A 24,412-nucleotide genomic window follows, 5' to 3' on the forward strand; every position below is an offset into this window, starting at 1 on the left:
CTTCTCCCCTCATCCCGAAGGGAAGCCGCGCGAGCGGGACACGGGTCACCCCTAGAATCCGCGCCCGTCGTGCGCCGCCTTTTCTTCATCCTCCTGCTGGTCTTGATGCCGCTTCAGTTCAGCGTTGCTGCGCTGAAGGCCTACTGCCAGCATGAGGCCGGCGGCACGGCGCACCTGGGCCACCACGAGCACCAGCATTTCGACGTCGCCGACAACGACGACGAGCCGGGCACGCCACCCGCGCTGGGCCACCTGGACTGCGGCCACTGCCACGCACACTGCGTCGCGCTGGCCACCGCGATCGCACCCGAGGCCCCGGCCATTCCCAAGGCCGAACTGCGCGAAGGCGCCGCCGCCCCGCTGGCGGTGCGCGCGCTGGCCCCACCCGAACGGCCCCAATGGCCTGGCCTTGCCTGACCGGCAAGGCCTGCAGCTTCACCCCCTTCCCTTCCGCCTGACGCGCCTGGCGCGCCAGTGACACGCTGCATGCGCGCGCCCCCCCGCCGGGGGCGCGTGCGGCCTGCCGGTCTCCCTCGCACATCGATTTGCCTTGGAGAACTGGAATGCCCTTCACACCCCCTTGGCCGTGGCGTTTGTCGCCCCGGCCCCACCCTGCCTGGCGGCCGTGGCTCGCGCTGACGCTTGGGCTTCTGCTGGCGCCCTCGGCGCTGGCCCAACCGCCGGCGCTGCCGGCCCCCGTCGCCCCCGCGGCACCCGGTCCGCTGCGGCAGGCCTTCGAACAGGCCTGGGCGCGTCAGCCCGAAGCCCGTGCGCTGGCGGCGCGCCAGCAGGCGGCCGAGGCCGGCCAGCGCGCCGCGTCGGCCTGGACGCCCGAGCCGATGGCGCTCGAATTCACCCACCGCACCGACCGCGCCAACGCCAACGACGGCCAGCGCGAGTGGGAGGCCGGCCTGGCGATTCCGCTCTGGCGGCCGGGCGAGCGCAGCCGCGGCCAGGCCGTGGCGCAGGCCGAGGCGGCTGCCGTGTCCCTGCGCGAGCAGGCTGCACGGCTACGGCTGGCCGGCGCGCTGCGCGAGGCCTGGTGGCCCTGGGCCCGCGCCCGCATCGAGCAGCAGGTGGCCGATGCCCAACTCGCGCATGCCCGCACCCTGGCCGCCGACGTGGAACGCCGCTGGCGCGCCGGCGACCTGGCCCGCAGCGACCTGCTGCAGGCACAGGGCACGGTGGCCGCGGCCCGCGCAGCGCAGGCCGAGGCCGCGCGCGCGGCGGTGGAAGCCGCGCTCCGTTGGCAGGCGCTGACGGGCGCAACCGCAGGCGCTTCCGGCGCAGCGTTACCGCAGGCCGGTATGGGACGGGCGGCCATCCCCGCCGAATCGGCTCCGGCCGACCGGCGAGGCGAGGTGGCGTCCAGTTCCAAGCCGACCGGCGGCACCGCCGGGTCCGAAGCTGGGCCTGCGCGCCAAGTCGACGACATCGGCGCCGAGGCAGAGCCCGAGCCGCTTGCAGGAGCCCAGCCGGCCACCGCCGCCCACCCCGCCCTGGCCGAACTCGCCCAGCGCCTCGCCATCGCCCGTGCCCAGGCCGAGCTGGCGGCCCGCCAGGGCGCCGGCAACCCGGAGCTGACGCTGGGCACCACCCGCGAGCGCGGCAGCGCCAGCGAGCCGGCGCGCAGCACCCTCAACGTGGGCCTGCGCATTCCCTTCGGCGCAAGCGCGCGGCAGGAGGCTCGCCAGGCCACGGCCCTGGCCGAGGCCATCGAGCTGGAGGCGCAGTGGCGGCTGGAGGAAAGCCGCCTCGCCGCCGAACAGCAGGCCGCCCGGGCCCGCGTGGACGCGGCCCGCATCCGCCTGGCCGCCGCCGAGGAGCGCGACGCCCTCGCCAGCCAGACCCTGGGCCTGATCGAGAAGTCCTTCCGCCTCGGCGAATCCGACCTGCCCACGCGCCTGCGCACCACGCAGGAAGCCGGCGACGCCGCCCGCCAGCTGGCCGCCAGCCGCATCGAGCTGGCGGCCGCCATCTCGCAATGGCGCCAGGCCCTGGGCCTGCTGCCCGAATGACAACCCGACACCCAACCCTCCCATGAACTTCCAATTCCTTGCAGGCACCGCGCTGGCCCTGGCCGCCGCCATCTTCCTGCCCGCCGCGCTGGCCGACGAAGGCCACAGCCACGACGCGGCCCCCGCCGCACCGGCCGCAGCGGCCCTGCCCCGCTTCGCCCTCGAATCCGAGGCCTTCGAGCTGGTCGGCGTGCGCCAGGGCCATGAACTCACGCTCTACCTGGACCGCCATGGCGACAACCAGCCTGTGAACGACGCCCGCATCGCGCTGCGCATCGGTGAGAAGGACTTCGTCGCCAAGCCGCACGGCGAAGGCACGTACGAAGCCGAACTGGACGAGGCCACGGCCGAGGCCACCGGTGAACTGCCGCTGCTCGCCCGCCTGAGCGTGGGCGACACGCGCGACGAGTTGCATGGCGAATGGCACATCGAGGCCGCCGATGGCCATGGCCACGACGCCGACGCCACCCCCGCCTGGCGCCACCTGCTGCCCTGGGGCGCCGCAGCCCTCGTCATCCTCCTCGCCGCAGCCGCCTGGCTGCTGCGCCGCCGTCCCGCCCACGGAGCCGCTGCATGAACCGCTTTCCTTCTTCTACCCCGCGGCAGCTCACCGCCACGCTCGCCCTCCTTTTTTCCCTGGCCCTGCCCACGGGCGCCCTGGCCGACGCTGGCCACGACCACGGCGGCGCACCGCCGGCCGCAGCCGCCAATGGCCCACAGCGCCTGCCGGACGGCAGCGTCTTCCTGCCCAAGCCCAGCCAGCGCCAGCTGGCGGTGCGCACCGTCTTCACCACCCTCGCCGCCCTGCCGCGCAGCATCGAGCTTGACGGCCGCGTGGTCAGCGATCCGCAGAGCGGCGGCAAGGTACAGGCCCTGGTCGCCGGCCGCATCGTGCCCGGCCCGCGCGGCCTGCCCGAGCCCGGCCAGGCCGTGCGCAAGGGCGAGGTGCTGGCCTGGGTGCAACCGGCCGCCGCGCCACTGGAGCGGGCCGCGCAGGCCGCCCAGCTGGCCGAGCTGCGGGCCGCCGGTGCACTCGCCGAAAAGCGCCTGGCGCGCCTGCGCGAGCTGGCCGACACCGTGCCCCGCAAGGAGATCGAGGCGCTCGAAAGCGAAGTGGCGGCCGCCCGCGAGCGGGCCGGTGCCATCGGCACCGGACTGTCGGGCCGCGATGCGCTGGTCGCGCCGACCACGGGCGTCATCGCGTCCTCCTCCGTCGTAGCTGGCCAGGTGGTCGACGCGCGCGAGCTGGTGTTCGAGATCGTCGACCCGGCGCGCCTGCGCATCGAGGCCCTGGCCTACGACCCGGCGCTCACCAGCGACATCGGCGGCGCCTCGCTCGCCGTCGGCGGCACGCAGGTGCCGCTGCAGTTCGTGGGCGCCGCCCGCGCGCTGCGCGACCAGGCCCTGCCGCTGGCCTTCCGCGCCCAGGGCGCCGCGTTGTCGACGCTGGCCGTGGGCCAGCCGGTGCGACTGCAGGTGCACAGCCGCAGCACGCACGAGGCCATCGCCGTACCGCGCGCCGCGCTGATGCGCAACGCCGCCAACGAGACCATTGTCTGGGTCAAGACGGCGCCGGAGCGCTTCGCCCCGCGCACCGTCACCACCGCGCCGCTGGACGGCCTGCGCGTGGCCCTGAGCTCGGGCGTCGCGCCCGGCGAGCGCGTCGTCACCGACGGCGCCACGCTCATCAACCAGATCCGCTGAGGCCGCACCCACCATGTTCAAGTGGCTCCTCGAACGCAGCCTGGGCAACCGGCTGCTGGTGATCGTGCTCGCCCTCGCGGCGATGGCCTATGGCGCGTACACGCTGACGCGCACGTCGGTGGACGTGTTCCCCGACCTCAACAAGCCCACGGTGACGGTCATGACCGAAGCCGGCGGCATGGCCCCGGAAGAGGTGGAGCAGCTCATCACCTTTCCGCTGGAGACCGCCATGAGCGGCCTGCCCGGCGTGGAGACGGTGCGCTCGGTGTCCTCGGCCGGCCTGTCCTTCCTGTACGTGACCTTCGACTGGCGCACCGAGATCTTCCGCGCCCGGCAACTGGTGTCCGAACGCCTGTCGGCCATGGAGGAAGGCCTGCCCGCCGGCACCGTGCCGCGCATGGGCCCGGTCAGCTCGGTGATGGGCGAGATCATGCAGATCGCCATTCCGGTCGATCCACGGCGGATCTCGCCCATGCTGGTGCGCGAGTACGCCGACTGGGTGTTGCGGCCGCGGCTGATGTCGGTGCCGGGTGTGGCGCAGGTCATTCCCATCGGCGGCGAGGTGCGGCAGTTCCAGGTGCAGCCCGACGCGGCGCGCATGGCGCAGCTGGGCATCTCGGCCGAGGCGCTGGCCACCGCGCTGCGCGGCTTCGCGGCCAACACCTCGGGCGGCTTCCTGTCGCTCAACGGCCGCGAGTACCTGATCCGCCACCTGGGCCGCACCGCGCGGCTGGACGACCTGCGCCGCCTGGCGCTGGGCGCGCGCAACGGTCAGCCGATATTGCTGCAGCAGGTGGCGCAGGTGGATTTCGCGCCCGCCATCCGCCGCGGCGACGCCGGCTTCGAAGGCCGGCCCGCCGTCATCCTGGGCGTGCAGAAGCAGCCGGCGGCCGACACCATCGCGCTCACGCGGCAGATCGAGTCGGCGCTGGACGGCCTGGCCGCCGCGCTGCCGCCCGGCATGGAAAAGCCGCGCGTCACTTTCCGCCAGGCCAGCTTCATCGAGGCCTCCATCGACACGCTGCAGGGCAAGCTGGTGGGCGCGGCGGTGTTCGTGGCGCTGATCCTGTTCTTCTTCCTGGGCACGCTGCGGCCCACACTCATCGCGCTGGTGGCCATTCCGGTCTCCATCCTGGCGACAGCGCTGGTGTTCCGCGCCTTCGGGCTGTCGATCAACACCATGACGCTGGGCGGCCTGGCCATCGCCATCGGCGGGCTGGTGGACGACGCGGTGGTGGACGTGGAGAACATCATGCGGCGCCTGAAGGAGAACCGCGCCCGGCCCGAGGCCGAGCGGCTGGGCGTGCTCATGGTGGTGACGCGCGCCTCGATGGAGGTGCGCTCGGCCATCCTCTATGCCACGGTGATCATCGTCCTGGTCTTCGTGCCGCTGTTCGCGCTGCCGGGGCTGGAGGGCCGGCTCTTCGTGCCGCTGGGCATCGCCTTCATCGTCTCCACGCTGGCCTCGCTGCTGGTGTCGGTGACGGTGACGCCGGTGCTGAGCTACTGGCTGCTGCCGCGCATGAAGCGGCTGGAGCACGGCGACACGCGGCTGCTGGCCTGGCTCAAGGCCCGCTATGCGCGCGGCCTGGAGGCGGTGCTGCGCCGGCCCCGCATCGCGGTGGCCGCGGCGGCCGTGGCGGTGACGGCCGCGGCCGTGGCCGTGCCCTTCTTCCCGACCACCTTCCTGCCGCCCTTCAACGAGGGCACGCTGCTCGTCGGCCTGCGGCTGAACCCGGGCGTGACGCTGGAGGAAAGCAGCGCTCTCGCCCGCCAGGCCGAGCGTCTGGTGCGCCAGGTGCCGGAGGTGACGCACGTCGGCCGCCGCAGCGGCCGGGCCGAGCTGGACGAGCATGCCGAGGGCGTGCACGTGAGCGAGCTGGACGTGGGCCTCAAACCCGCCAGCGAACTCACGCGCCCCATGGCCGCCATCACCGCGGACATCCGCCAGCGGCTGGCCCCGCTGCCGGCCGCCATCGGCATCGGCCAGCCGATCTCGCACCGCATCGACCACATGCTCTCGGGCGTGCGGGCGCAGATCGCCATCAAGGTCTTCGGCGAAGACCTGGACGTGCTGCGCGGCCAGGCCGAGCTGCTGCGTGCCCGGCTGGCCGCCATCCCCGGCGTGGCCGACCTGGAGGTCGAGAAGCAGGTGCTGGCGCCGCAGATCAAGGTGCGCGTGGACTACGACCGCGCCGCCCAATACGGCGTGCCGGCGCCGCAGGTGCTGCAGACGCTCGAACGCATGGTCGAGGGCGAGAAGCTGTCGCAGATCGTGGAGGACGGCCGCCGCTTCGCGCTGGTGCTGCGCCTGCCCGAGCCGGCGCGCTCCGTCGACGGCCTGGGCCGGCTGCTGATCGACACGCCGCTGGGCCCCGTGCCGCTGTCGCGCCTGGCGACCATCGAGGAGGGCGACGGGCCCAACCAGGTCAGCCGCGACGACGGCCGGCGGCGCATCGTGCTCTCGGCCAACGCCTCGGGCCGGCCGCTGTCCGACGTGGTGGCCGACATGCGGGCGGCGGTGGCGCAGACGCCGCTGCCGGCCGGCTACTTCATCACCCTGGGGGGGCAGTTCCAGGCGCAGGAGGAGGCATCGCGGCTGGTCGGGCTGCTGTCGCTGGTCTCGCTGGCGCTGATGTTCGTGGTGCTGTACAGCCGCTACCGCTCGGCGGTGCTGTCGGTGCTCATCATGGCCAACATCCCGCTGGCGCTGGTGGGGGCGGTGGCGGGCCTGGCCCTGTCGGGGCAGCCGCTGTCGGTGGCGGCGCTGGTGGGCTTCATCACGCTGGCGGGCATCTCGGTGCGCAACGGCATCCTTAAGGTGAGCCACTACGTCAACCTGATGCGCTTCGAGGGCGAGGCCTTCGGGCCGCGCATGATCGCGCGCGGCTCGCTGGAGCGGCTGTCGCCGGTGCTGATGACGGCGCTGGTGACGGCCTTCGCGCTGGCACCGCTGCTGTTCGAGGCCGAGCGGCCCGGCACCGAGGTGCTGCATCCGGTGGCGGTGGTGATCTTCTCGGGACTGGTGAGCGCCACGCTGCTCGACACCTTCCTGACGCCGGCGCTGTTCTGGCTGTTCGGCCGCCGGAGCGCCGAGCGGCTGGCGGCGGATGGGGACACGCAAGCGCTTTGAGGACGCGCGAGGCAAAGCAAAGGCGGATTTTGTTGCTTTAGTCAACTTTATTGGTTGACAATGGCACGCATGCCTGAGTTGCCCGCTTCTACCTCGTCGGCCGCCGCCTCTGCCGTCCCGGTGGATGCCGTCAAGGCCCTGCGCCGTTTCAACCGCTTCTTCACCCAGCGCATCGGCGTGCTGGAGCCCTACCTCGGCAGCGAGCTCTCGCTGACCGAGGTGCGGGTGCTCTACGAGCTGGCGCACCAGCCCGGCCTCACCGCCCGCGAGCTGGCCCAGGCGCTGAGCCTGGATGCGGGCTACCTCAGCCGCCTGCTCAAGCGTTTCGAATCGCTGGGCTGGCTGGCCCGCGCCACCGATGCGCGTGACGCGCGGCAGCAGCGGCTGTCGCTCACCGAGGCGGGCCATGTGGCCTTCTCACCGCTGCAGCAGCGCTCGCGCGATGCCGCGGCCGCCCTGCTGGCGCCGCTCGCGCCGGCCGCGCGCGACGAACTGGTCCAAGCACTTGCACGGGTGGAGACCCTGTTTGAAGCCAAGCCCGCGCCCCTTCGCACCGCCGTGCTGCGCGACCCTGCCCCGGGCGACTTGGGCTGGGTGGTGCAGCAGCACGGCGAGGTCTATGCCCGCGAGTACGGCTGGGACGGCCGCTTCGAGGCCGCCGTCGCCGACATCGCCGCCCAATGGCTGCGCACCCACGACCCGGCATGGGAGAAGGGCTGGATCGCCGAGCTGGACGGCCAGCGCGTGGGCGCCGTCTTCGTAATCCGCCACCGCCCTGGGGTGGCGCAGCTGCGCCTGCTGGTGCTGAAACCCGAAGCGCGCGGCCTGGGCCTGGGCGGCAAGCTGGTCGACGAATGCATCGCCTTCGCGCGCGCCCGTGGCTACAAGCAGATGATCCTGTGGACCCACAGCTGCCTCGAAGCCGCCCGCGCCCTGTATGCCGCGCGCGGCTTTGCGCTCGACACCAGCGAGCCGCACGAGGGCTACGGCAGCGGCCCGCTGGTGGCCGAGCGCTGGTCGATGACGCTCACTGCATGAACCAGCCGTGGCTGACCACCAGCGACTGGCCGGTCAGCGCATTGCTCGGGAAGGCCGCGAACAGCAGCGCCACCCGCGCCACGTCGTCGGTCGTGGTGAACTCGCCGTCCACCGTCTCCTTGAGCATCACGTTCTTCACCACCTCCTCCTCGGAGATGCCGAGGGTCTTGGCCTGCTCGGGAATCTGCTTTTCCACCAGCGGCGTGCGCACGAAGCCGGGGCAGATCACGTTGGCCCGCACGCCGTGCTTGGCGCCTTCCTTGGCCACCGTCTTGGCCAGGCCGATCAGCCCGTGCTTGGCCGTGACGTAGGGCGCCTTGAGCATCGAGGCCTCCTTGGAGTGCACCGAGCCCATGTAGATCACGCTGCCGCCACGGCCCTGCGCATACATGTGCTTGAGGCAGGCGCGGGTGGTGAGGAAGGCGCCGTCCAGGTGGATGGCCAGCATCTTCTTCCAGTCGGCAAAGCCGAATTCCTCGACGGGGTGCACGATCTGGATGCCAGCATTGCTGACCAGGATGTCGATGCCGCCGAAGGCCTTGACGGCTTCTTCGACGGACGCATCGACCTGCTGCTCGTCGGTGACGTCCACCGCCACGCCGATGGCCTGGGCGCCCGTCGCCTTCAGTTCGGCGGCCGTCGCCTCCGCTACCTGCTTGTTCAGGTCGGCGATGACGATCTTGGCGCCCTCCTGCGCGAAGAGCGTCGCGATCTCCTTGCCGATGCCGCTGGCCGAGCCGGTGATGTAGGCGACCTTGTCCTTGAGTTGCATGGGGGTTCCTTTCGATGCGAGGTTGAAGAAATGGGAAAGGGGCTCGAGGCCCGGCGCGTGGCCGACTACTTCAGATAGTCGAGTTCGACGGTACCCAGCGCCAGCGTCATATCGGCGATGTAGTGCACGGTGGACAGCACCTCCAGGACGGGCAGCTGGGCGACCGGCGCCAGCGCATGCGGATGCAGCTCCAGCGAGCCGGGGCCCGTCCAGGCGCCCTTGAGCTGGACATCGACCATGTGGTAGCGCACCAGCTCACAGATCCGGGCGGTGCCATCCACATGCGGAATGATCTTGAGCAGGAAGTTGGGCTGCGCAATGGCGTCGAGGATCGGCCCGTGTTCCAGCGTGCGGTGCTTGAAGCCCATCGTGGCGGTGGCCACGCGCACGGCGCCGTAGTCGAGCGTGCCGACGATCACATCGGTTTCGTAGCCGAATCGGGGCGTGGCCAGCTTCTTCGGAAAGCCCCACAGCTCCCGCCCGCCGGCGATCGGCGGATGGTCGTTCAGGTACATGGCATGCACGTACGCGCCCTTCTCCAGGCCCTTCGCTGTGCGCAGCTGGACTGGAATCACCTGGCCCGACTCGGTGTAGTCGCCGAAGCCGGTGGAATCGGGCATGCGGATGAATTCGTACTTGACCACCGGCTCTGCAATTTCCAGCGGTTCCGGCACCACGGCGCGCAAGGCGTCGGGATCGGTGCGGTAGGTGACGACGATGAACTCCCGGTCGACGAAGCGGTAAGGGCCAGGCGGAAAGGCCGGGCTGGAGAAGGGCATCGCGAAGGCGCGTTCGCGCAGGTCCGAGGCTTTCATGGGGTACGGGGGCAAAGTGGATGGTGAGTATTCATGCTGCGTCGCACAACTTAGCGCAAGCTGAAGTCGCCAGCGTGGCGACGCGAAAGCGGCGCCGTCCTACGCCCACGCCCCGGGCGCGCAGGTGACCACGTTGCGCGGGCCCGGCCACCGGCTGCGCTCTGCCGGCAGAAAAAGAGCCGACCGGCGCGCACGGCACCGGTCGGCTCCTGTGGAACATGGCCGCGGAGGAAGCGCCGGTGCTCGGGCGCTTCCTCCGGGCCCGGTGCCCGTCAGCCGATGCGCACCGGCACGAAGATCTTCTCGTCGCCGCGCTGGATCAGCAGGGCCACCGACTTGTCGGACTTGGCGACGGCTTCGCGCACCTGGTCCACGCTCCGGGCGGGCGTGCCGTTGATGGCCAGCAGCACGTCGCCCTGCTGGATGCCGGCACTGGCGGCGGGGCCGCGTGCGTCCTCGATCAGCAGGCCGCCGTTGGTGCCGGCCTCCTTCTGCTCCTGGGGCTGCAGTGGGCGCAGCGCCAGACCCAGCTTGCCCTTGCCGACGGTCTCGTCGGCCTTGGCCACCTTGGTCTTTTCGCTGGCGTTGCCCAGCTGGGCCGTCAGTTCCTTGGCACCGCCATCGCGCCAGACCTCGATCCTGGCCTTCTGGCCCGGCGACATCTGGCCGATGATGGCCGGCAGGTCGCCCGAGGTGGTGATCGGCGCGCCGTCCACCTTCAGGATCACGTCGCCCGACTGGAGGCCGGCCTTGTCGGCAGGCCCGCCCTTCTCCACGTTCGACACCAGCGCGCCCTGCGGCTTGTCGAGCTTGAAGGAATCGGCAAAGGCCTGGTTCACCTCCTGCACGGCCACGCCCAGCTTGGCATGGTCGGCATGGCCGGTGGCGACGATCTGGTCCTTCACGCGCATGGCGATGTCGATCGGGATCGAGAACGAGACGCCCTGGTAGCCGCCGCTGCGGCTGTAGATCTGCGAGTTGATGCCCACCACCTCGCCGCGCGCATTGAACAGCGGGCCGCCCGAGTTGCCGGGGTTGATCGGCACGTCGGTCTGGATGAAGGGCGTGAAGCCGTCGTCGGGCAGCGAGCGGCCCTTGGCGCTGACCACGCCGGCCGTCACGCTGTTCTCGAAGCCGAAGGGCGAGCCGATGGCCAGCACCCATTCGCCCACCTTCAGGTCCTTGGGGCTGCCGAGCTTGACCGTGGGCAGGTCCTTGGCATTGATCTTGAGCACCGCCACGTCGGTCTTGGGATCGGCGCCCAGCACCTTGGCCTGGTATTCCCGGCGGTCGGTGAGCTTGACCGTCACTTCCTTGGCGCCATCGACCACGTGGGCATTGGTGAGGATGAGGCCGTCCGGGCTCAGGATGAAGCCCGAGCCTTCGGCCCGCGTCGGCACCGAGCGCTGGGGCCCCTGGCGATGGCCGGGCACGCCGCCGAACTGGCGGAAGAACTGATAGAACGGATCGTTGGGCGACATGCCGGGTGGCATGGCGGCGCTGCCGCTGTCGTCGTCGTCACCGCTGGTGTCCAGCGCCGTCTTGGTCATGCCCGAGACGCTGATGTTGACCACCGCCGGGCCCTGCTGGGCCGTGATGACCGAGAAGTCGGGCGCGGCGATGGGCGCCACCATCGGTGCGGCGGCCACAACGGGCGGCTGGGGCGCGGAGCCCAGGGCATGGGCGCTGGTGTAGGCCCCGCCGGCCGCGGCGCCGAGCACGCCTGCGGCAGCAAGGGCGATCACCAGCCGCTTGGGCGATTGCAGGATCGTCTGGGTATTCATGGTGAGCCTCCTGGCTGCGTGTCGAGTTGCGATGGCGTGACTGTGGAAGCCATCGCTTAGGCACGACTTAAACCCCCAGGCCAGCCTTGCAGGCCGCCCCGGTCAACGCCGCGGCAGGGGCAGCGCGGTCTTGTAGCGAACCTGCTTCAACGCAAAGCTGGAGCGGATCTTCTCGACACCGGGGATCGGCGTGAGCTGCTCCAGGATGAAGCGCTCCAGCGCGGCCATGTCGGCCACGGCGACGCGGATCAGGTAGTCGCTGTCGCCCGTCATGAGGTAGCACTCCATCACCTCGTCATGCTCGGCGATGCGGCGTTCGAAGGACGCCAGCGCCTCCTTGCTCTGCGTGCGCAGGCTGATGGAGATGAACACGTTCAGGCCCAGGCCGAGCGCCGGCGCGCTGCACAGGGCGACGTAGCGGGCGATGACGCCCGCCGCCTCCAGCGCCTTCACGCGCGCCAGACACGGCGAGGGCGACAGATGCACGCGCCGGGCCAGCTCCACGTTCGACAGGCTGCCGTCGCGCTGCAACTCGTCGAGGATGCGCAGGTCCGTGGTGTCGAGCGGGAAGTTGTTCATGCGGCATCCAAGCAGTTCAGCGGCAGTTTATGCCGCAGCCTCCGGGTCGACGCGCCCGATTCCGACAGCACATTTGCCGACTGCCTGCCTAAAGTGCCGAGCATGAATGCCTCCATCCCCGCCGCGCAATTGCTGACCCTCGCCGCCGCCGACTCCAGTGCCGCCGACGCCGACCCCGTCGAGACCGCCGAATGGCGCGAGGCCTTCGTCGCGCTGGTGCATGCCCATGGCCCCGAGCGCGCCCGCTGGATGCTGGATGAGCTGGCCCGCCTGGCGCGCGCCCAGCGCATCGGCTGGCAACCGGAGCTGGCCACGCCCTATGCCAACACCGTGCCGGTGGATCGCCAGCCGCCCTTCCCCGGCGACCTGGCCGTCGAGGAGCGCATCGGCTCACTGATGCGCTGGAACGCGCTGGCCATGGTGGTGCGGGCCAACCAGGCCTATGGCGAGCTGGGCGGCCACATCGCCAGCTATGCCAGCGCGGCCGATCTTTTCGAGACGGGCTTCCACCACTTCTTCCACGGCCGGACCGACGTGCACGGGGGCGACCTGGTGTTCTTCCAGCCGCACAGCGCGCCCGGCGTGTATGCCCGCGCCTTCCTCGAAGGCCGCCTGAGCGAAAACGACCTGGCCCACTACCGCCAGGAGATCACCGCGCCGATCAATGGCGCCCGGGGCCTGTCGAGCTATCCGCACCCGTGGCTGATGCCGGACTTCTGGCAGTTCCCAACCGGCTCCATGGGCATCGGGCCGATCAGCGCCATCTACCACGCGCGCTTCATGCGCTATCTCACGCACCGCGGGTTGCTGGACTGCGAGGGCCGCAAGGTCTGGGGCTTCTTCGGCGACGGCGAAATGGACGAGCCGGAGTCGATGAGCGCGCTGACGCTGGCTGCGCGCGAGAGGCTGGACAATCTCGTCTGGGTGGTCAACTGCAACCTGCAGCGCCTGGACGGCCCGGTGCGCGGCAACGGCCGCATCATCGACGAGCTGGAAAAGCTCTTCGCCGGCGCCGGTTGGAACGTGGTCAAGCTGGTCTGGGGCAGCGACTGGGACGGCCTGTTCGCCCGCGACACCGACGGCGCCCTGCTGCGCGCCTTCGCCGAGACGGTGGACGGCCAGATGCAGACCTTCGCCGCCAAGGACGGCCGCTTCAACCGCGACCACTTCTTCGGCCAGAACGAAGCGCTGCAGCGCCTGGCCCAGGGCATGACGGACGAGCAGATCGACCGCCTCAAGCGCGGCGGCCACGACCTGGTGAAGATCCACGCCGCCTATGCCGCGGCTGCCGCCCACCGCGGCCAGCCCACGGTGATCCTGGCCCACACCAAGAAGGGCTACGGCATGGGTACCGCCGGCCAGGGCAGGATGACCACGCACTCGCAGAAGAAGCTGGACGAGGCCGACCTGATCGGCTTCCGCAACCGCTTCAACCTGCCCTTGAGCGATGAACAGGCCACCTCGCTGGCCTTCTACAAGCCGGCCGAAGACAGCCCCGAGATGCGCTACCTGCGCGAGCGCCGTGCCGCATTGGGCGGCGCCCTGCCCCAGCGCCGCACCGACTGCGCCACGCTGCCGGTGCCGCCGCTCGAAAGCTACGCCCGCTTCGCCACCGAGGCCGCCGGCAAGGAGATGAGCACCACCATGGCCTTCGTGCGCCTGCTGGGCAACCTGCTTAAGGACGGCGAGCTGGGCCCGCGCATCGTGCCCATCGTGGCCGACGAGGCGCGCACCTTCGGCATGGCCAACCTGTTCAAGCAGGTGGGCATCTACAGCAGCGTGGGCCAGCGCTATGCGCCGGAGGACATCGGCTCGGTGCTGAGCTACCGCGAGGCCATCGACGGCCAGATCCTGGAGGAAGGCATCAGCGAGGCCGGCGCCATCGCCAGCTGGACGGCCGCGGCCACCAGCTACAGCGTGCACGGCCTGGCCATGCTGCCCTTCTACATCTACTACTCGATGTTCGGCTTCCAGCGCGTGGGCGATGCCATCTGGGCCGCGGCCGACCAGCGGGCGCGTGGCTTCCTGCTGGGTGCCACCTCGGGCCGCACGACGCTGGGCGGCGAAGGCCTGCAGCACCAGGACGGCAGCAGCCACCTGGTGGCCGCCACCATTCCCAACTGCCGTGCGTGGGACCCGGCCTTCGCCGGCGAGATGGCCGTCATCGTCGATGCCGGCATGCGCGAGATGCTGGTGGAGCAGCGGGACGTCTTCCACTACATCACGCTGATGAACGAGAACTACGCCCAGCCCGACGTGCCCGAGAGTGCGCACGAGGACCTGCTGCGCGGCGGCTGGCGGTACGACGGCTGGCAGCGGCCCGACGGCGCACCGGTGGCCACGCAGCGCGTCACGCTGCTGGGCTCCGGAGCCATCCTCACCGAGGTGGTCAAGGCGGCGCAGGCGCTTGCCATGGAAGGCATCGAGGCCACGGTGTTCAGCATCACCAGTTGGAGCGAGCTGTCGCGCGAGGGCCTGGCCTGCGAGGCGCGCCTGCTGACCAGCGAGGCCGCGGCCGTGCGCATCGAGCCCTTCATCACCCGCCTGCTGGCCGCCAGCGAAGGCCCGGTGATCGCCGCCACCGACTACGTTCGCGCGGTGCCGGAGTCCATCCGCGCCTACGTGCCCGAGGGCCGGCGCTACCTCACGCTGGGCACCGATGGCTTCGGCCGCAGCGACACGCGGGCCGCGCTGCGCGATTTCTTCGGCGTGGACGCCGCGGCCATCACGACGGCGGCGCGGCGGCTGCTGGCCGCGGCCGGCACCTGAGACAGGCGCTGCTGGGGGCGCCGCGGCTCAGCGCGTGTGGACGATCTCGTCCAGCGGCGCCGGGCGACAAAGGTGATAGCCCTGCATCAGCGGGCATTGCAGCGCCCGCAGGGCCATCAGTTCCTCCACCCGCTCCACGCCCTCGGCCACCACGTCGATGCCCAGCGAGCGCCCCATCTGCAGGATGGTGCCCACCAGCAGGCGGTTGTCGCGCGAGGCATCCAGGCCCGAGATGAAGCTGCGGTCGATCTTGACCTGCCGCACATGGTCGCCGCGCAGCGAGGCCAGCGAGGAATAGCCGACGCCGAAGTCGTCGATGGAAATCGCCACCCCTGCGGCGGCCAGCCGCGCGAGCTTGCCCTGCGTGCTCTCGGCGTTGAGGGCCACCTCCTCGGTGATCTCCAGCTGCAGGCGCCGCGGCGGCACGCCATGGCGCTGCAGCGTGTCGAGCACCAGGTCGTCCACGTCCAGGTGCGCCATCTCGCGCGGCGAGACGTTCACCGCCAGCGGCAGATGGCCCATGCCGGCGGCATCGAGCTGGCGCGCGGCCAGGCACACTTGGGTGAGCACATGGTTCAGCAGCCGCCGCGCCAGGCCCGTGGCCGCCGCGGCATGCACGATCTGCTCGGGCGAGACCCAGCCGTGGCGCGGATGCAGCCAGCGCAGCAGGGCCTCGAAGCTGTGCAGCTCGCCGCCCGCCGTGAAGATCGGCTGGTACCACAGCACGATGCCACCGCTCTCCAGTCCCAGGGCCAGGTCACGCTCGACGTCGCGGCGCACCATCAAGGCCTGCTGCAGCCCGTGGTCGAAGAAGCGGAAGCTGTCGCCACCCGCGCGCTTGGCGCTGTAGAGCGCCTCGTCCGCGAAGCTCAGCATGTCCATCACCCCCAGGCCGCGCCCCACGCACAGGCCCACGCTCACGCCCAGTTGGCCGCCTTCCATCACGCTGGCCTGTGGGATCTGCTGCGTCAGCAGCCGGGCCAGTTGCTCGGGCGCTTGCGCGGAGCCGGGCACCTCGTAGAGCACCACGAACTCGTCGCCCCCCCAGCGTCCCACCACCGCATCGAGCCGCTCCAGCTCGCGGCTGAGCCAGGCGCCCACGTCCTGAAGCACGCGATCGCCCACCACATGGCCGAACACGTCGTTGATGGCCTTGAAACCATCCAGGTCCAGCATCAGCAGGCACTGCTCGCGCTCGCCGGCCGCTTCGAGGCGACGGCCGGCGGTATCGGCGAAGCCGTCGCGGTTGAACAGCCGCGTGAGCGGGTCGTGCATGGCGCGGAACTCCAGTTCCCGCGCCGCGGCCTGCGAGGCCTCGTGGGCCTGGCGAAGGCGATCGGCCATGGCAGTGGCCTCGTTCTTGAGCCGGCTGCCGCGTTTGAACCCGGCTTCGCTCTGCACACCGCTGCGGATCAGCGCGCCCAGGTAGACGAACACCATCAGCGCGAGCATCTGCCGCTCGAAGCCACCGGCCACCAACAGGCAGGCCGCCACCGACAGCAACGCCGGCGTGATGAAGAAGATGGGCACCCACGCATACGCAATGCCATAGGTGACCGAGCCTGCGGTGATGCCGCACACCACCGTGAGGTAGAAGAGGGTCTGCGGCGAGGTGTAGCCGTCGCACAGCAGCGGGACCATGGCCCAAACCAGGCCCGAGCACAGCCCCAGCAGCGTCGCGGCGCGCAGGTGCCATTCGACGCTGCGCGTGCGCCACCAGCGCCCGCTCAGCGCGGGCGCCGCTGGTTCGCCCGATGGTGCGTCCTGGGGCCCGCGGTAGGGCAGGCGACACACGATGGCGCGCGTGATGTTGACCAGGGCAGACAGCATCGCCCACACCACGCCCATGGCCAGCTCGCCACCGCTGTAGGCCATGAGCAACGCTGCCACGGTCAGCACGGCATTGATGGGAATGGCGGCCAGCACGCTGTGGCGCACGGCGACCATCTGGTCGTGCCGCACCATCCGACGCAACTCGGCCGCGTCGAGGTGCTCGGCATGCATGGCCGGAGCAGAGACGGAAAGGGAACTCATAGACACTGGACGGCGGCCCCACGCCCGGGCCGCAGGACAGGGCGACATCGTGGCGGCACGGCCGTCAAGCCGCACGCCCGATGTCACCTTGAAACGGGACGTTACGCGGGCATTGGGCCATCGCTTGCCGCACGCTTGCAAGCACTTTCGAACGGGGCTTGTCAGCCCGGCGAAGCGTTGAATCCGAAAGTTCTAGGAGCGGCCTTTCACCACTTGCCGGCGCCCGCCGGACGGGGCTTGAGTTGCTGCGCGCGAGTAAGCATTTCGACCGCGTCGGGACGGTTGCCCCGCTTGGCGAAGTCCAGCGCGGTCATGCCCAGCTGGTTCTTCATGGCGATGTCGGCACCCTCGTCCAGCAGCAGCTTCACGGCCTCGGCAGAGCCGTACATGGCGGCCATCATGAGCGGCGTGGTGCCGTTGGGCGACTGCGCGTCGATGAAGGCATGCTGCTCCAGCAGCTGCTTCATGATCGAGATGTGGCCGTTGGTGGCCGCGTAGTGCAGCGGCGCCCAGCCCGGCTTGTTGACGGCCGCGTCGCGGGCCAGCAGCAGGTCGACGTACTCCTTCTGGCCCTTGAGGGCCGCCATCATCAGCGGCGTCTCGTCGCTGGCGTTGGTGGCGTCGACGTTGACGCGCGGCGAAGCGATGAGCACCTTGGCGACGCGCGGCGAAGGCTCGCGCAGCGCCAGGAGCAGGCCGGTCTGGCCCTTGGGGTCGCGGCCGTTCGGGTCGAAGCCCTGCTTGAGCAGCCGCTCCACCGCGCCGGGGTTGTCGCTGATGACGGCGCGGAAGAAGTCATCGCTGGGGCTGGCCGTGGCGCAGGAGGCCGCGGCAAGGGCCGCCGCGAAGGCGAACAGGGTGCGGCGAGCGATGGAGGCGCGGGCAGGAAGGCTCATTGGGCGTGGACCTTGAAAAGCTGTTCGAAGTTGCGGCTGGTGACCTCGGCGACCGCTTCGACCGTCATGCCGCGCAGCTCGGCGATCTGCTTGGCCACGTAGGGCACGTACGACGGGTTGTTGGTCTTGCCGCGATAGGGCACGGGCGCCAGGTAGGGGCTGTCGGTCTCGATCAGCACGCGGTCCATGGGCACGAAGGCGGCCACATCGCGCAGGTGCTGGGCGTTCTTGAAGGTCAGGATGCCCGAGAAGGAGATGTAGAAGCCCAGGTCGAGCGCGGCGCGGGCCACCTCGGCCGTCTCGGTGAAGCAATGGAAGACGCCGCCGGCGGCGCCCTCGCGGCCGTCCTCGCCTTCCTCGCGCAGGATGGCCAGCGTGTCCACCGAGGCTTCGCGCGTGTGGATCACCAGAGGCTTGGCCACCCGCTGCGCGGCGCGGATGTGCACACGGAAGCGCTCGCGCTGCCAGTCCAGGTCGGCCACGGTGCGGCCGCCCTTGCGGGCGTCCATCTGGTAGTAGTCCAGGCCGGTCTCGCCGATGGCCACCACCTTGGGCTGCGCCGACAGCGCGACCAGCAGGTCCACGTCGGGCTCGCGCACGTCCTCGTTGTCCGGATGCACGCCCACGCTGGCCCAGAAGTTGTCGAAGCGCGCGGCCAGGCCCTGCACGGCCTCGAACTCCTCCAGCGTGGTGCAGATGCACAGCGCGCGGTCGACCTGCGCCTGCGCCATGTCGGCGCGGATGCGGTCGATGTCGGGCAGCAGCGAGGGCTCGGTGAGGTGGCAGTGGGAGTCGACGAACATGGGCGAAGCGAAGAAGAAGGCAAGGGACGCGGCGCCTCGTGCGAGGCCGGCACGTCAGAGGGTCTGGGTGGGCCGGTCGGAGGCCAGGCTGGCGCCGAGGATCTCCTCGATGCGGGCCTTGAGCTGGCGCGACTTCTCGTCGCCCGGAAAGCGGATGCCGATGCCCGGCGAGCGGTTGCCCGCAGCCTGTGGCGGCGTGATCCACGCCACCTTGCCGGCCACCGGGTAGCGCTGCGGATCCTCCGGCAGGGTCAGCAGCACGTAGACGTCGTCGCCGAGGCGGTATTCGCGCGCGGTGGGAATGAAGATGCCGCCATCGGCGAACAGCGGGATGTAGGCCGCGTACAGCGCGCCCTTCTCCTTGATGGCCAGCTGGATGACGCTGGGCCGCGGGATCGGGGCGGACGGGGCGGCGGTCGCGTTCATGGGCGTTCGGGGCTGCGGGAGTTTAGGGCGGCCTGCGCCTCGCTCACCAGGGCCTCGATCATCAGCCCCGCGTTGAACGGATGCTCGGCCGTGCGGGCCGCCTTGAGCAGCGACGCCGACCAGCGCGCCAGCACCGGCGCCGACGGCGGTGCCGGCAGCGAGGCGGCCTCGAAGAAACGGGGCTGCCCGCCGCCGGCCACGGCCATGAGGTCGTGGCAGAGCTTCTGCAGCGTGTCGATGGCGGCGGGCGGTGGCTGGTCCGCCAGCGCCGTGACGTCACCGCGGCGCATGGCCTGCGGCAGCAGCGACCAGGCCTTGGCCGAGGTGCCGCCACGCGCCAGGCGCAGCGCGTCGGAGGGCCGGCCGCCTGCCGCCCGCAGGAGCGCATGGGCCTCGGCCGCCGGCACGCCCTGCATCGCCAGCCAGGCTTCCGATTCGCCTTCGGCCGGCCAGGGCAGCGTGAAGGCCTGGCAGCGGCTGCGGATGGTGGGCAGCAGTTGCCAGGCGGCCTCGGTGGCGAGCACGAAGCGCACGTCGCCGACGGGTTCCTCCAGCGTCTTGAGCAGCGCATTGGCCGAGATGGCATTCATGCGCTCGGCCGGATAGACCAGTACCACCTTGCCGCGCCCGCGCCCGCTGGTGCGCTGGACAAAGCCCACGGCGTCGCGCATGGCCTCGACGCGGATCTCGCGGCTGGGCTTGCGCTTCTTGTCGTCGATCTCGGCCTGGGCCTTTTCGTCGATGGGCCAGCCCAGCTCCATCATGGCGACCTCGGGCATCAGCACCGCGAGGTCGGCATGGGTGCGCACGGCGATGGCATGGCAGCTCGGGCAGTGGCCGCAGGCGCCCTCCACCGCGGGCTGCTCACACAGCCACGCGGCGGCCAGGGCCAGCGCCAGGTCGTACTGGCCGAGGCCCGACGGCCCCTGCAGCAGCAGCGCATGGCCGCGCTGGCGCAGCAGCTGGTCGCGGGCGCGGGCCAGCCAGGGCGAGAGCGCGGGCGCCTCGTTCAGTTCAGCCATCCGCGCTCCTGCAGGGCGGCTTCGACCTGCACCCATACCGCCTCGCGATCCCTGTCGGCGTCGATGCGGGCGAAGCGGCCGGGCTCTTCCGCGGCGCGCCTTGCGTAGCCCTCGCGCACGCGGCGGAAGAACTCGGCCGGCTGGGCCTCGAAGCGGTCGGGCATGCGGGCGCCGGCCAGGCGCTCCGCGGCGACCTCGGGCGCCAGGTCGAACCACAGCGTGAGCCCGGGCTGCAGCAGTGCCGACCCGGCCTCCTGCTGCTGCACCCAGCGCTCCAGCGTCTGCAGCACCGCGAGGTCGAAGCCGCGGCCCGCGCCCTGGTAGGCGAAGGTGGCATCGGTGAAGCGGTCGCACAGCACCACGGCACCGCGCGCCAGGGCCGGCTGGATCACCTGCACGACATGGTCGCGCCGGGCCGCAAAGACCAGCAGCGACTCGGTGAGCGGGTCCATGGCTTCGTTCAGCACCAGCGCGCGCAGCGACTCGGCCAGCGGCGTGCCGCCGGGCTCGCGCGTGCGCACGACCTCGCGGCCGGCCGCAGCGAACAGCCGCTCGATCGCATCGAGGTGGCTGGACTTGCCGGCACCGTCGATGCCCTCCAGGCTGATGAACTGCCCCCGGCCCGCCTGCTGATCCATGCTCACCGCCCTCCCCGCTGGTATTGGTTGACCGCGCGGTTGTGCGCGTCGAGCGTCTCGCTGAACTGGCTGGTGCCGTCGCCGCGCGACACGAAGTACAGCGACTTGGTGCGTGCCGGCTGCACGGCCGCCAGCAGCGAGGCCTTGCCCGGCATCGCGATGGGCGTGGGCGGCAGGCCCTGGCGCGTGTAGGTGTTCCAGGGCGTGTCGGTCTGCAGGTCGCGCTTGCGCAGGTTGCCGTCGAAGGCGTCGCCCAGGCCGTAGATGACGGTGGGATCGGTCTGCAGCGGCATGCCGATGCGCAGCCGGTTGATGAAGACGCCGGCCACCTCGGCGCGGTCGCTGGCCTTGCCGGTTTCCTTCTCGACGATGCTGGCGAGGATCAGCGCGTCCTCGGGCGACTTGAGCGGCAGGTCGGGCGCGCGGGCGGCCCAGGCAGCCTCGAGCTTGCGGTCCATGGCGCGCAGGGCGCGCTGCAGCAGCGCCACGTCCGTCGAGTTCTTGGAATAGGTGTACGTGTCGGGGAAGAAGCGGCCTTCCGGATGCTGGCCGGGCCGGCCCAGGCGCGCCATCAGGTCGGCGTCGGAGAGCGCGGCGGTCTCGGGCTTGAGCATCTCGGCCTTGGCCAACGCGGCGCGCACCTGGCGGATGTTCCAGCCCTCCACCAGCACCACGCTGCGGGTGGCCTCGCGGCCGCGCACCAGGATCTCGAGCAGCAGGCGCGGCGTGACGCCGGCATCCATCTCGTAGCTGCCGGCGCGGATCTGCCGATCCTTGCCCGAGACACGGAACCAGGCATAGAGCAGCCGCGGATCGACCGCCACGCCGGCATCGGCCACGGCCTGTGCCACGCCGCGCGGGGTGGTGCCGGGCTCGACCGAGAGGTCGACGCTGACCGCTGGCAGACGCAGGGGCTGGTGCAGCCACCAGAGCGCCCAGCCGCCCACGGCCAGCACCGACAGCAAGACCAGCAGGAACAGGGAGGCGAAAAAACGACGCACGGCGGATGGGTGGATCGGGAACGGCCGAAGGGCGGGATCGGCGGGCCGCCGGGGCCGGCGGCGCGGGCTGGAGCGAGTGTCCCGCGCAAGGCGCCGCCAAAAGCCGGCCATGATAATTCAGGCATGACCTCTCCCCTTTTTCAAGGTGTGACGCCCCCGCTTGCGGCGCTGGGTGTGATCCGCGCGGAGGGCGCCGATGCGGCGGCCTTCCTACATGGCCAGCTCACGCAGGACTTCCTGCTCCTCAAGGACGACACGGCCCGCCTGGCGGCGCTGTGCTCGCCCAAGGGCCGCATGCTGGCCAGTTTCGTCGCCTGGCGGCAGGCGCCGGAGCAGTTCCTGCTGGTCTGTGCGCGCGACCTGCTGGCACCCACGCTCAAGCGGCTGTCGATGTTCGTGCTGCGCGCCAAGGTCAAGCTGAGCGACGCCACGGCCGACTTCGACGTGCGCGGCCTGGCCGGCGCGGCCATCGCGGCGGCCGGCGCCGATCCTGCCGCGGCGCCCGGCCAGCGCCTGGCGCCCGCCGAGGGCCTGAGCGTCGTGGCCCTGCACGGCTGCGAAGGCGTGCCGCGTGCCCTGTGGCTGGCCCCGGCGGGCACGCCCGCCCCGGCCGGCAGCACGTTGAGCCCCGAGACCTGGGCCTGGAGCGAGGTGATGAGCGGCGTGGTGGCCATCAGCGCGCCCGTCGCCGACGCCTTCGTGCCGCAGATGCTCAATTACGAGTCCGTGGGCGGCGTCAACTTCAAGAAGGGCTGCTACCCCGGCCAGGAGGTGGTCGCCCGCAGCCAGTTTCGCGGCACGCTCAAGCGGCGCGGCTATGTGATGACGGCCGAGGCGCCCCTGGCCGCCGGCCAGGAGGTATTCGGCGCCGACCCCGAGCAGCCCGTCGGCACCGTGGCGGCGGCGGCCCCGGCACCGGGCGGCGGCTGGGTGGCGTTCGTGTCGATGCAGACCGCGGCCCTGGAAGCCGGCGGCCTGCGCGCGGGCGAGGCGCCGCTGACCGTCCAGCCCCTGCCCTATCCGCTGCTGGAAGACATCTGAAAAGGTGAACGGGCCGGATGCGGGCCCGTGCGCCGCCGTGCGTGAATGGACTACAGGGCCCGCTGCATCGTGATGTGCGCTATCCCCGCCTCCTCGAAGGGCTCGCCCACGGGCTCGTAGCCCAAGCGCGCATAGAAACGCTCGGCGCTGCGCTGGGCATGCAGCGCCACCGCCTTGTCGCCGCGGGCACGGGCGGCGGCCTCGAGCGCGCGCAGCACCCGTTCGCCATGGCCCTGGCCGCGCAGCACGCGCTCGACGGCCATGCGGCCGATGCGCGCGACGCCCTGCGCATCCGCCGGCAGCAGCCGGCCGGTCGCGATCGCGTGGCCCAGGCGATTGCGCGCCAGGCCGTGGAGGCTGGTGGCGTCGTCGTCGTCCCATTCGAGCGCCTCGGGAATGCCCTGTTCCTGCACGAAGACCGCGCGGCGCAGCGCGCCGGCCGCCTCGCCGAGCGTGGCCCAGTCGCCGGTGAGCACCTCGGACATGGACTCGCCGGCCTCGTAGCCCATCAGCACCGCCCGCAGCGCAGCCGGCACCGGCCTGGAGGTCTGCGTCGCCGGGTCGGCATACACATAGACCAGCTCGCAGCCGACCAGGTACTGGTCCTGGCGGAACAGCGCGCCCTCGAACACGAGGGACGAATTGCCGATGCGTACGCACTTCATGGCCACGTCGACCACGTCGTCCACCCGCGCCGAGGCGCGGTAGTCGACCGTGGCCTTGCGCACGTACAGGTCGCCGCCGAGCGCATGCATCGACGACTCGTAGGCCATGGCCAGCGCCCGCCAGTAGTCGGCGATGGCCGTGTCGAAGTACATCAGGTAGTGGGCGTTGAAGACGATCTTCTGCATGTCCACCTCGGCCCAGCGCACGCGCAGGCGGTGGAAGAAGCGGAAGTCGGCGCGGCGGGGCAATGTCTCGGTGCTCATGGTCTTGGAATGGGAAGGTCCGGCCGGGCCGGCATGGGGATCAGGGCTGCAGCGCGGCCGCCAGGGCATGCGCGGCATCGGCATGGGCCTGCTGCGCCTCGGGGATGGCGCGGCCCATCTTGATGAACTCGTGGATGACGCCGCGGTAGATCTCGAGCGAGACCGGCACGCCCGCCAACCGCAGCCGGTCGGCATAGGCCACACCCTCGTCGACCACGGGGTCGTGCTCGGCCAGCCCGATCCAGGCCGGCGCGACGCCGTCCAGGTCTTCGGCCAGCAGCGGCGCGAAGCGCCAGTCGCGGCGGTCCGCGGCGTCGATGTACTGGGCGAAGAACCAGTCCACCAGCGCCTTGGTGAGCACCGGCCCGTCGGCGAAGCGGCGGTACGAATCGGTGTCGGCGGACGGCCCGGTGCCCGGGTAGAAGAGCAGTTGCAGGGCCAGCGGCAGCCCCGCGTCACGGGCCAGGATGGCGCACACCGCGGCCAGTGTGCCGCCGGCGCTGTCGCCGCCCACGGCCAGGCGCGCGCCGTCCAGGCCCAGGGCCTCGGCGCCATGGCCGGCGATGTACTGGAAGGCGTCCCAGGCATCGTTCGCGGCGGTGGGAAAGCGGTGTTCCGGCGCCAGGCGGTAGTCGACCGACAGCACCGCGCAGCCCGAGCGCTGCGCCAGCACGCGGCACAGCGTGTCGTGGGTGGCGACGCTGCCGACCACGAAGCCGCCCCCATGGAAGTACAGCAGCACCGGCAGGCGCCCCGCGGAGGGCGCATACAGCCGTGCGGGCAGCAGCGTGCCGTCGCGTGCGGGGATGTGCAGGTCTTCGATGCGGGCCAGCTCGGGCCGGGGCACTTCGAGCACGGCCGCGCCCTTTTCGTAGGCCTGCTTGGCCTGGGCGGGTGTGAGGGCGTTGAGGGGCGGATGGCCGGCGCGGGCCATGCGCTCGACCACGCCCGCCATGCGGGGCGTGAGTCCGGCCATGGCCGAGGATTCAGGAGGCATGCGAAGCGGGGGA

The 24,412-nt window shown here is 71.3% G+C and carries 21 protein-coding genes; 8 read left to right on the top strand and 13 right to left on the bottom strand.

Translation table 11 applies throughout. From position 1 onward, the window contains the following. The first annotated feature begins 69 nt into the window (after nucleotides 1-69). The 6 genes from ABIC63_RS16290 (at nucleotide 70) to ABIC63_RS16315 (ending at nucleotide 7,893) form a co-directional block, all read left to right on the top strand. Nucleotides 70-417 (top strand): hypothetical protein, encoded by a 348-nt coding sequence (locus ABIC63_RS16290; protein ID WP_294365540.1) that lies wholly within the window; start codon nucleotides 70-72, stop codon nucleotides 415-417. A 146-nt stretch (nucleotides 418-563) separates the two neighbouring features. Then, nucleotides 564-2,018 (top strand): TolC family protein, encoded by a 1,455-nt coding sequence (locus tag ABIC63_RS16295; RefSeq protein WP_354320509.1) that lies wholly within the window; start codon nucleotides 564-566, stop codon nucleotides 2,016-2,018. A 22-nt stretch (nucleotides 2,019-2,040) separates the two neighbouring features. Then, the gene (locus ABIC63_RS16300; protein WP_354320510.1) at nucleotides 2,041-2,595 is read left to right on the top strand and encodes a hypothetical protein; all 555 of its coding nucleotides are present in this window, start codon (nucleotides 2,041-2,043) and stop codon (nucleotides 2,593-2,595) included. Next, nucleotides 2,592-3,722, top strand: coding sequence for an efflux RND transporter periplasmic adaptor subunit (locus tag ABIC63_RS16305; RefSeq protein ID WP_354320511.1), 1,131 nt, complete (start codon nucleotides 2,592-2,594; stop codon nucleotides 3,720-3,722). Before ABIC63_RS16300 ends, ABIC63_RS16305 begins: the two co-directional genes overlap by 4 nt. Before the next feature lie 13 nt (nucleotides 3,723-3,735). Further along, nucleotides 3,736-6,855 (top strand): efflux RND transporter permease subunit, encoded by a 3,120-nt coding sequence (locus tag ABIC63_RS16310; protein ID WP_354320512.1) that lies wholly within the window; start codon nucleotides 3,736-3,738, stop codon nucleotides 6,853-6,855. Nucleotides 6,856-6,924: 69 nt separating this feature from the next. Continuing rightward, nucleotides 6,925-7,893 (top strand): bifunctional helix-turn-helix transcriptional regulator/GNAT family N-acetyltransferase, encoded by a 969-nt coding sequence (locus ABIC63_RS16315; protein WP_354320513.1) that lies wholly within the window; start codon nucleotides 6,925-6,927, stop codon nucleotides 7,891-7,893. Here ABIC63_RS16315 and ABIC63_RS16320 read toward each other — a convergent pair. From ABIC63_RS16320 to ABIC63_RS16335, 4 genes are all read right to left on the bottom strand, one after another. Beyond that, on the bottom strand, nucleotides 7,883-8,665 hold the full coding sequence (locus ABIC63_RS16320) for a 3-hydroxybutyrate dehydrogenase (RefSeq protein ID WP_354320514.1): 783 nt from the start codon (nucleotides 8,663-8,665) through the stop codon (nucleotides 7,883-7,885). The two genes, ABIC63_RS16315 and ABIC63_RS16320, sit on opposite strands and share 11 nt — an antisense overlap. 65 nt (nucleotides 8,666-8,730) lie before the next feature. Further along, nucleotides 8,731-9,480 carry an acetoacetate decarboxylase gene (locus ABIC63_RS16325; RefSeq protein WP_354320515.1) on the bottom strand — a complete coding sequence of 250 codons (750 nt, stop codon included), beginning with the start codon at nucleotides 9,478-9,480 and terminating at the stop codon, nucleotides 8,731-8,733. Between the two features lie 272 nt (nucleotides 9,481-9,752). Continuing rightward, nucleotides 9,753-11,264 carry a DegQ family serine endoprotease gene (locus ABIC63_RS16330; RefSeq protein WP_354320516.1) on the bottom strand — a complete coding sequence of 504 codons (1,512 nt, stop codon included), beginning with the start codon at nucleotides 11,262-11,264 and terminating at the stop codon, nucleotides 9,753-9,755. 102 nt (nucleotides 11,265-11,366) lie between these two features. Further along, entirely contained in the window at nucleotides 11,367-11,843 is a 477-nt protein-coding gene (locus ABIC63_RS16335) for an Lrp/AsnC family transcriptional regulator (RefSeq protein ID WP_354320517.1), read from the bottom strand. A 102-nt stretch (nucleotides 11,844-11,945) separates the two neighbouring features. Between ABIC63_RS16335 and mdeB the strand changes: the two genes are divergently transcribed. Then, a complete protein-coding gene (gene mdeB, locus ABIC63_RS16340) occupies nucleotides 11,946-14,612 on the top strand; it encodes an alpha-ketoglutarate dehydrogenase (RefSeq protein WP_354320518.1) in 2,667 nt (888 codons plus the stop codon). 27 nt (nucleotides 14,613-14,639) lie between these two features. On the opposite strand, the gene ABIC63_RS16345 is transcribed toward mdeB, so the two are convergent. The 7 genes from ABIC63_RS16345 to mltG form a co-directional block, all read right to left on the bottom strand. Further along, nucleotides 14,640-16,646 carry a putative bifunctional diguanylate cyclase/phosphodiesterase gene (locus ABIC63_RS16345; protein ID WP_354320519.1) on the bottom strand — a complete coding sequence of 669 codons (2,007 nt, stop codon included), beginning with the start codon at nucleotides 16,644-16,646 and terminating at the stop codon, nucleotides 14,640-14,642. Nucleotides 16,647-16,852: 206 nt separating this feature from the next. Next, nucleotides 16,853-17,542 (bottom strand): ankyrin repeat domain-containing protein, encoded by a 690-nt coding sequence (locus ABIC63_RS16350; RefSeq protein WP_234191811.1) that lies wholly within the window; start codon nucleotides 17,540-17,542, stop codon nucleotides 16,853-16,855. After that, the gene (locus ABIC63_RS16355) at nucleotides 17,539-18,345 is read right to left on the bottom strand and encodes a TatD family hydrolase (protein WP_354320520.1); all 807 of its coding nucleotides are present in this window, start codon (nucleotides 18,343-18,345) and stop codon (nucleotides 17,539-17,541) included. The genes ABIC63_RS16350 and ABIC63_RS16355 overlap by 4 nt, the downstream gene beginning before the upstream one ends. 54 nt (nucleotides 18,346-18,399) lie before the next feature. Next, entirely contained in the window at nucleotides 18,400-18,771 is a 372-nt protein-coding gene (locus ABIC63_RS16360; protein ID WP_234191809.1) for a PilZ domain-containing protein, read from the bottom strand. After that, nucleotides 18,768-19,793 carry a DNA polymerase III delta subunit-related protein gene (locus tag ABIC63_RS16365; RefSeq protein ID WP_354320521.1) on the bottom strand — a complete coding sequence of 342 codons (1,026 nt, stop codon included), beginning with the start codon at nucleotides 19,791-19,793 and terminating at the stop codon, nucleotides 18,768-18,770. The genes ABIC63_RS16360 and ABIC63_RS16365 overlap by 4 nt, the downstream gene beginning before the upstream one ends. Then, complete coding sequence (gene tmk, locus ABIC63_RS16370) at nucleotides 19,781-20,431, bottom strand: dTMP kinase (protein WP_294365519.1); 651 nt, start codon at nucleotides 20,429-20,431, stop codon at nucleotides 19,781-19,783. Before tmk ends, ABIC63_RS16365 begins: the two co-directional genes overlap by 13 nt. 2 nt (nucleotides 20,432-20,433) lie before the next feature. Further along, on the bottom strand, nucleotides 20,434-21,432 hold the full coding sequence (mltG, locus tag ABIC63_RS16375) for an endolytic transglycosylase MltG (protein ID WP_354320522.1): 999 nt from the start codon (nucleotides 21,430-21,432) through the stop codon (nucleotides 20,434-20,436). Nucleotides 21,433-21,555: 123 nt separating this feature from the next. Here mltG and ygfZ point away from each other — a divergent pair, with 123 nt between their 5' ends. Beyond that, entirely contained in the window at nucleotides 21,556-22,473 is a 918-nt protein-coding gene (gene ygfZ / locus ABIC63_RS16380; protein ID WP_354320523.1) for a CAF17-like 4Fe-4S cluster assembly/insertion protein YgfZ, read from the top strand. Nucleotides 22,474-22,523: 50 nt separating this feature from the next. Here the strand turns inward: ygfZ and ABIC63_RS16385 are convergent, their stop codons facing one another. After that, nucleotides 22,524-23,402 carry a YbgC/FadM family acyl-CoA thioesterase gene (locus tag ABIC63_RS16385; RefSeq protein WP_354320524.1) on the bottom strand — a complete coding sequence of 293 codons (879 nt, stop codon included), beginning with the start codon at nucleotides 23,400-23,402 and terminating at the stop codon, nucleotides 22,524-22,526. Nucleotides 23,403-23,442: 40 nt separating this feature from the next. Continuing rightward, nucleotides 23,443-24,399: an alpha/beta hydrolase gene (locus ABIC63_RS16390; RefSeq protein WP_354320525.1), complete on the bottom strand. Its 957-nt coding sequence runs from the start codon at nucleotides 24,397-24,399 to the stop codon at nucleotides 23,443-23,445. Nucleotides 24,400-24,412 lie beyond the last annotated feature (13 nt).

The sequence above is a fragment of the Pseudacidovorax sp. 1753 genome (genome assembly GCF_040544975.1).
GTDB lineage: Bacteria > Pseudomonadota > Gammaproteobacteria > Burkholderiales > Burkholderiaceae_C > Xenophilus.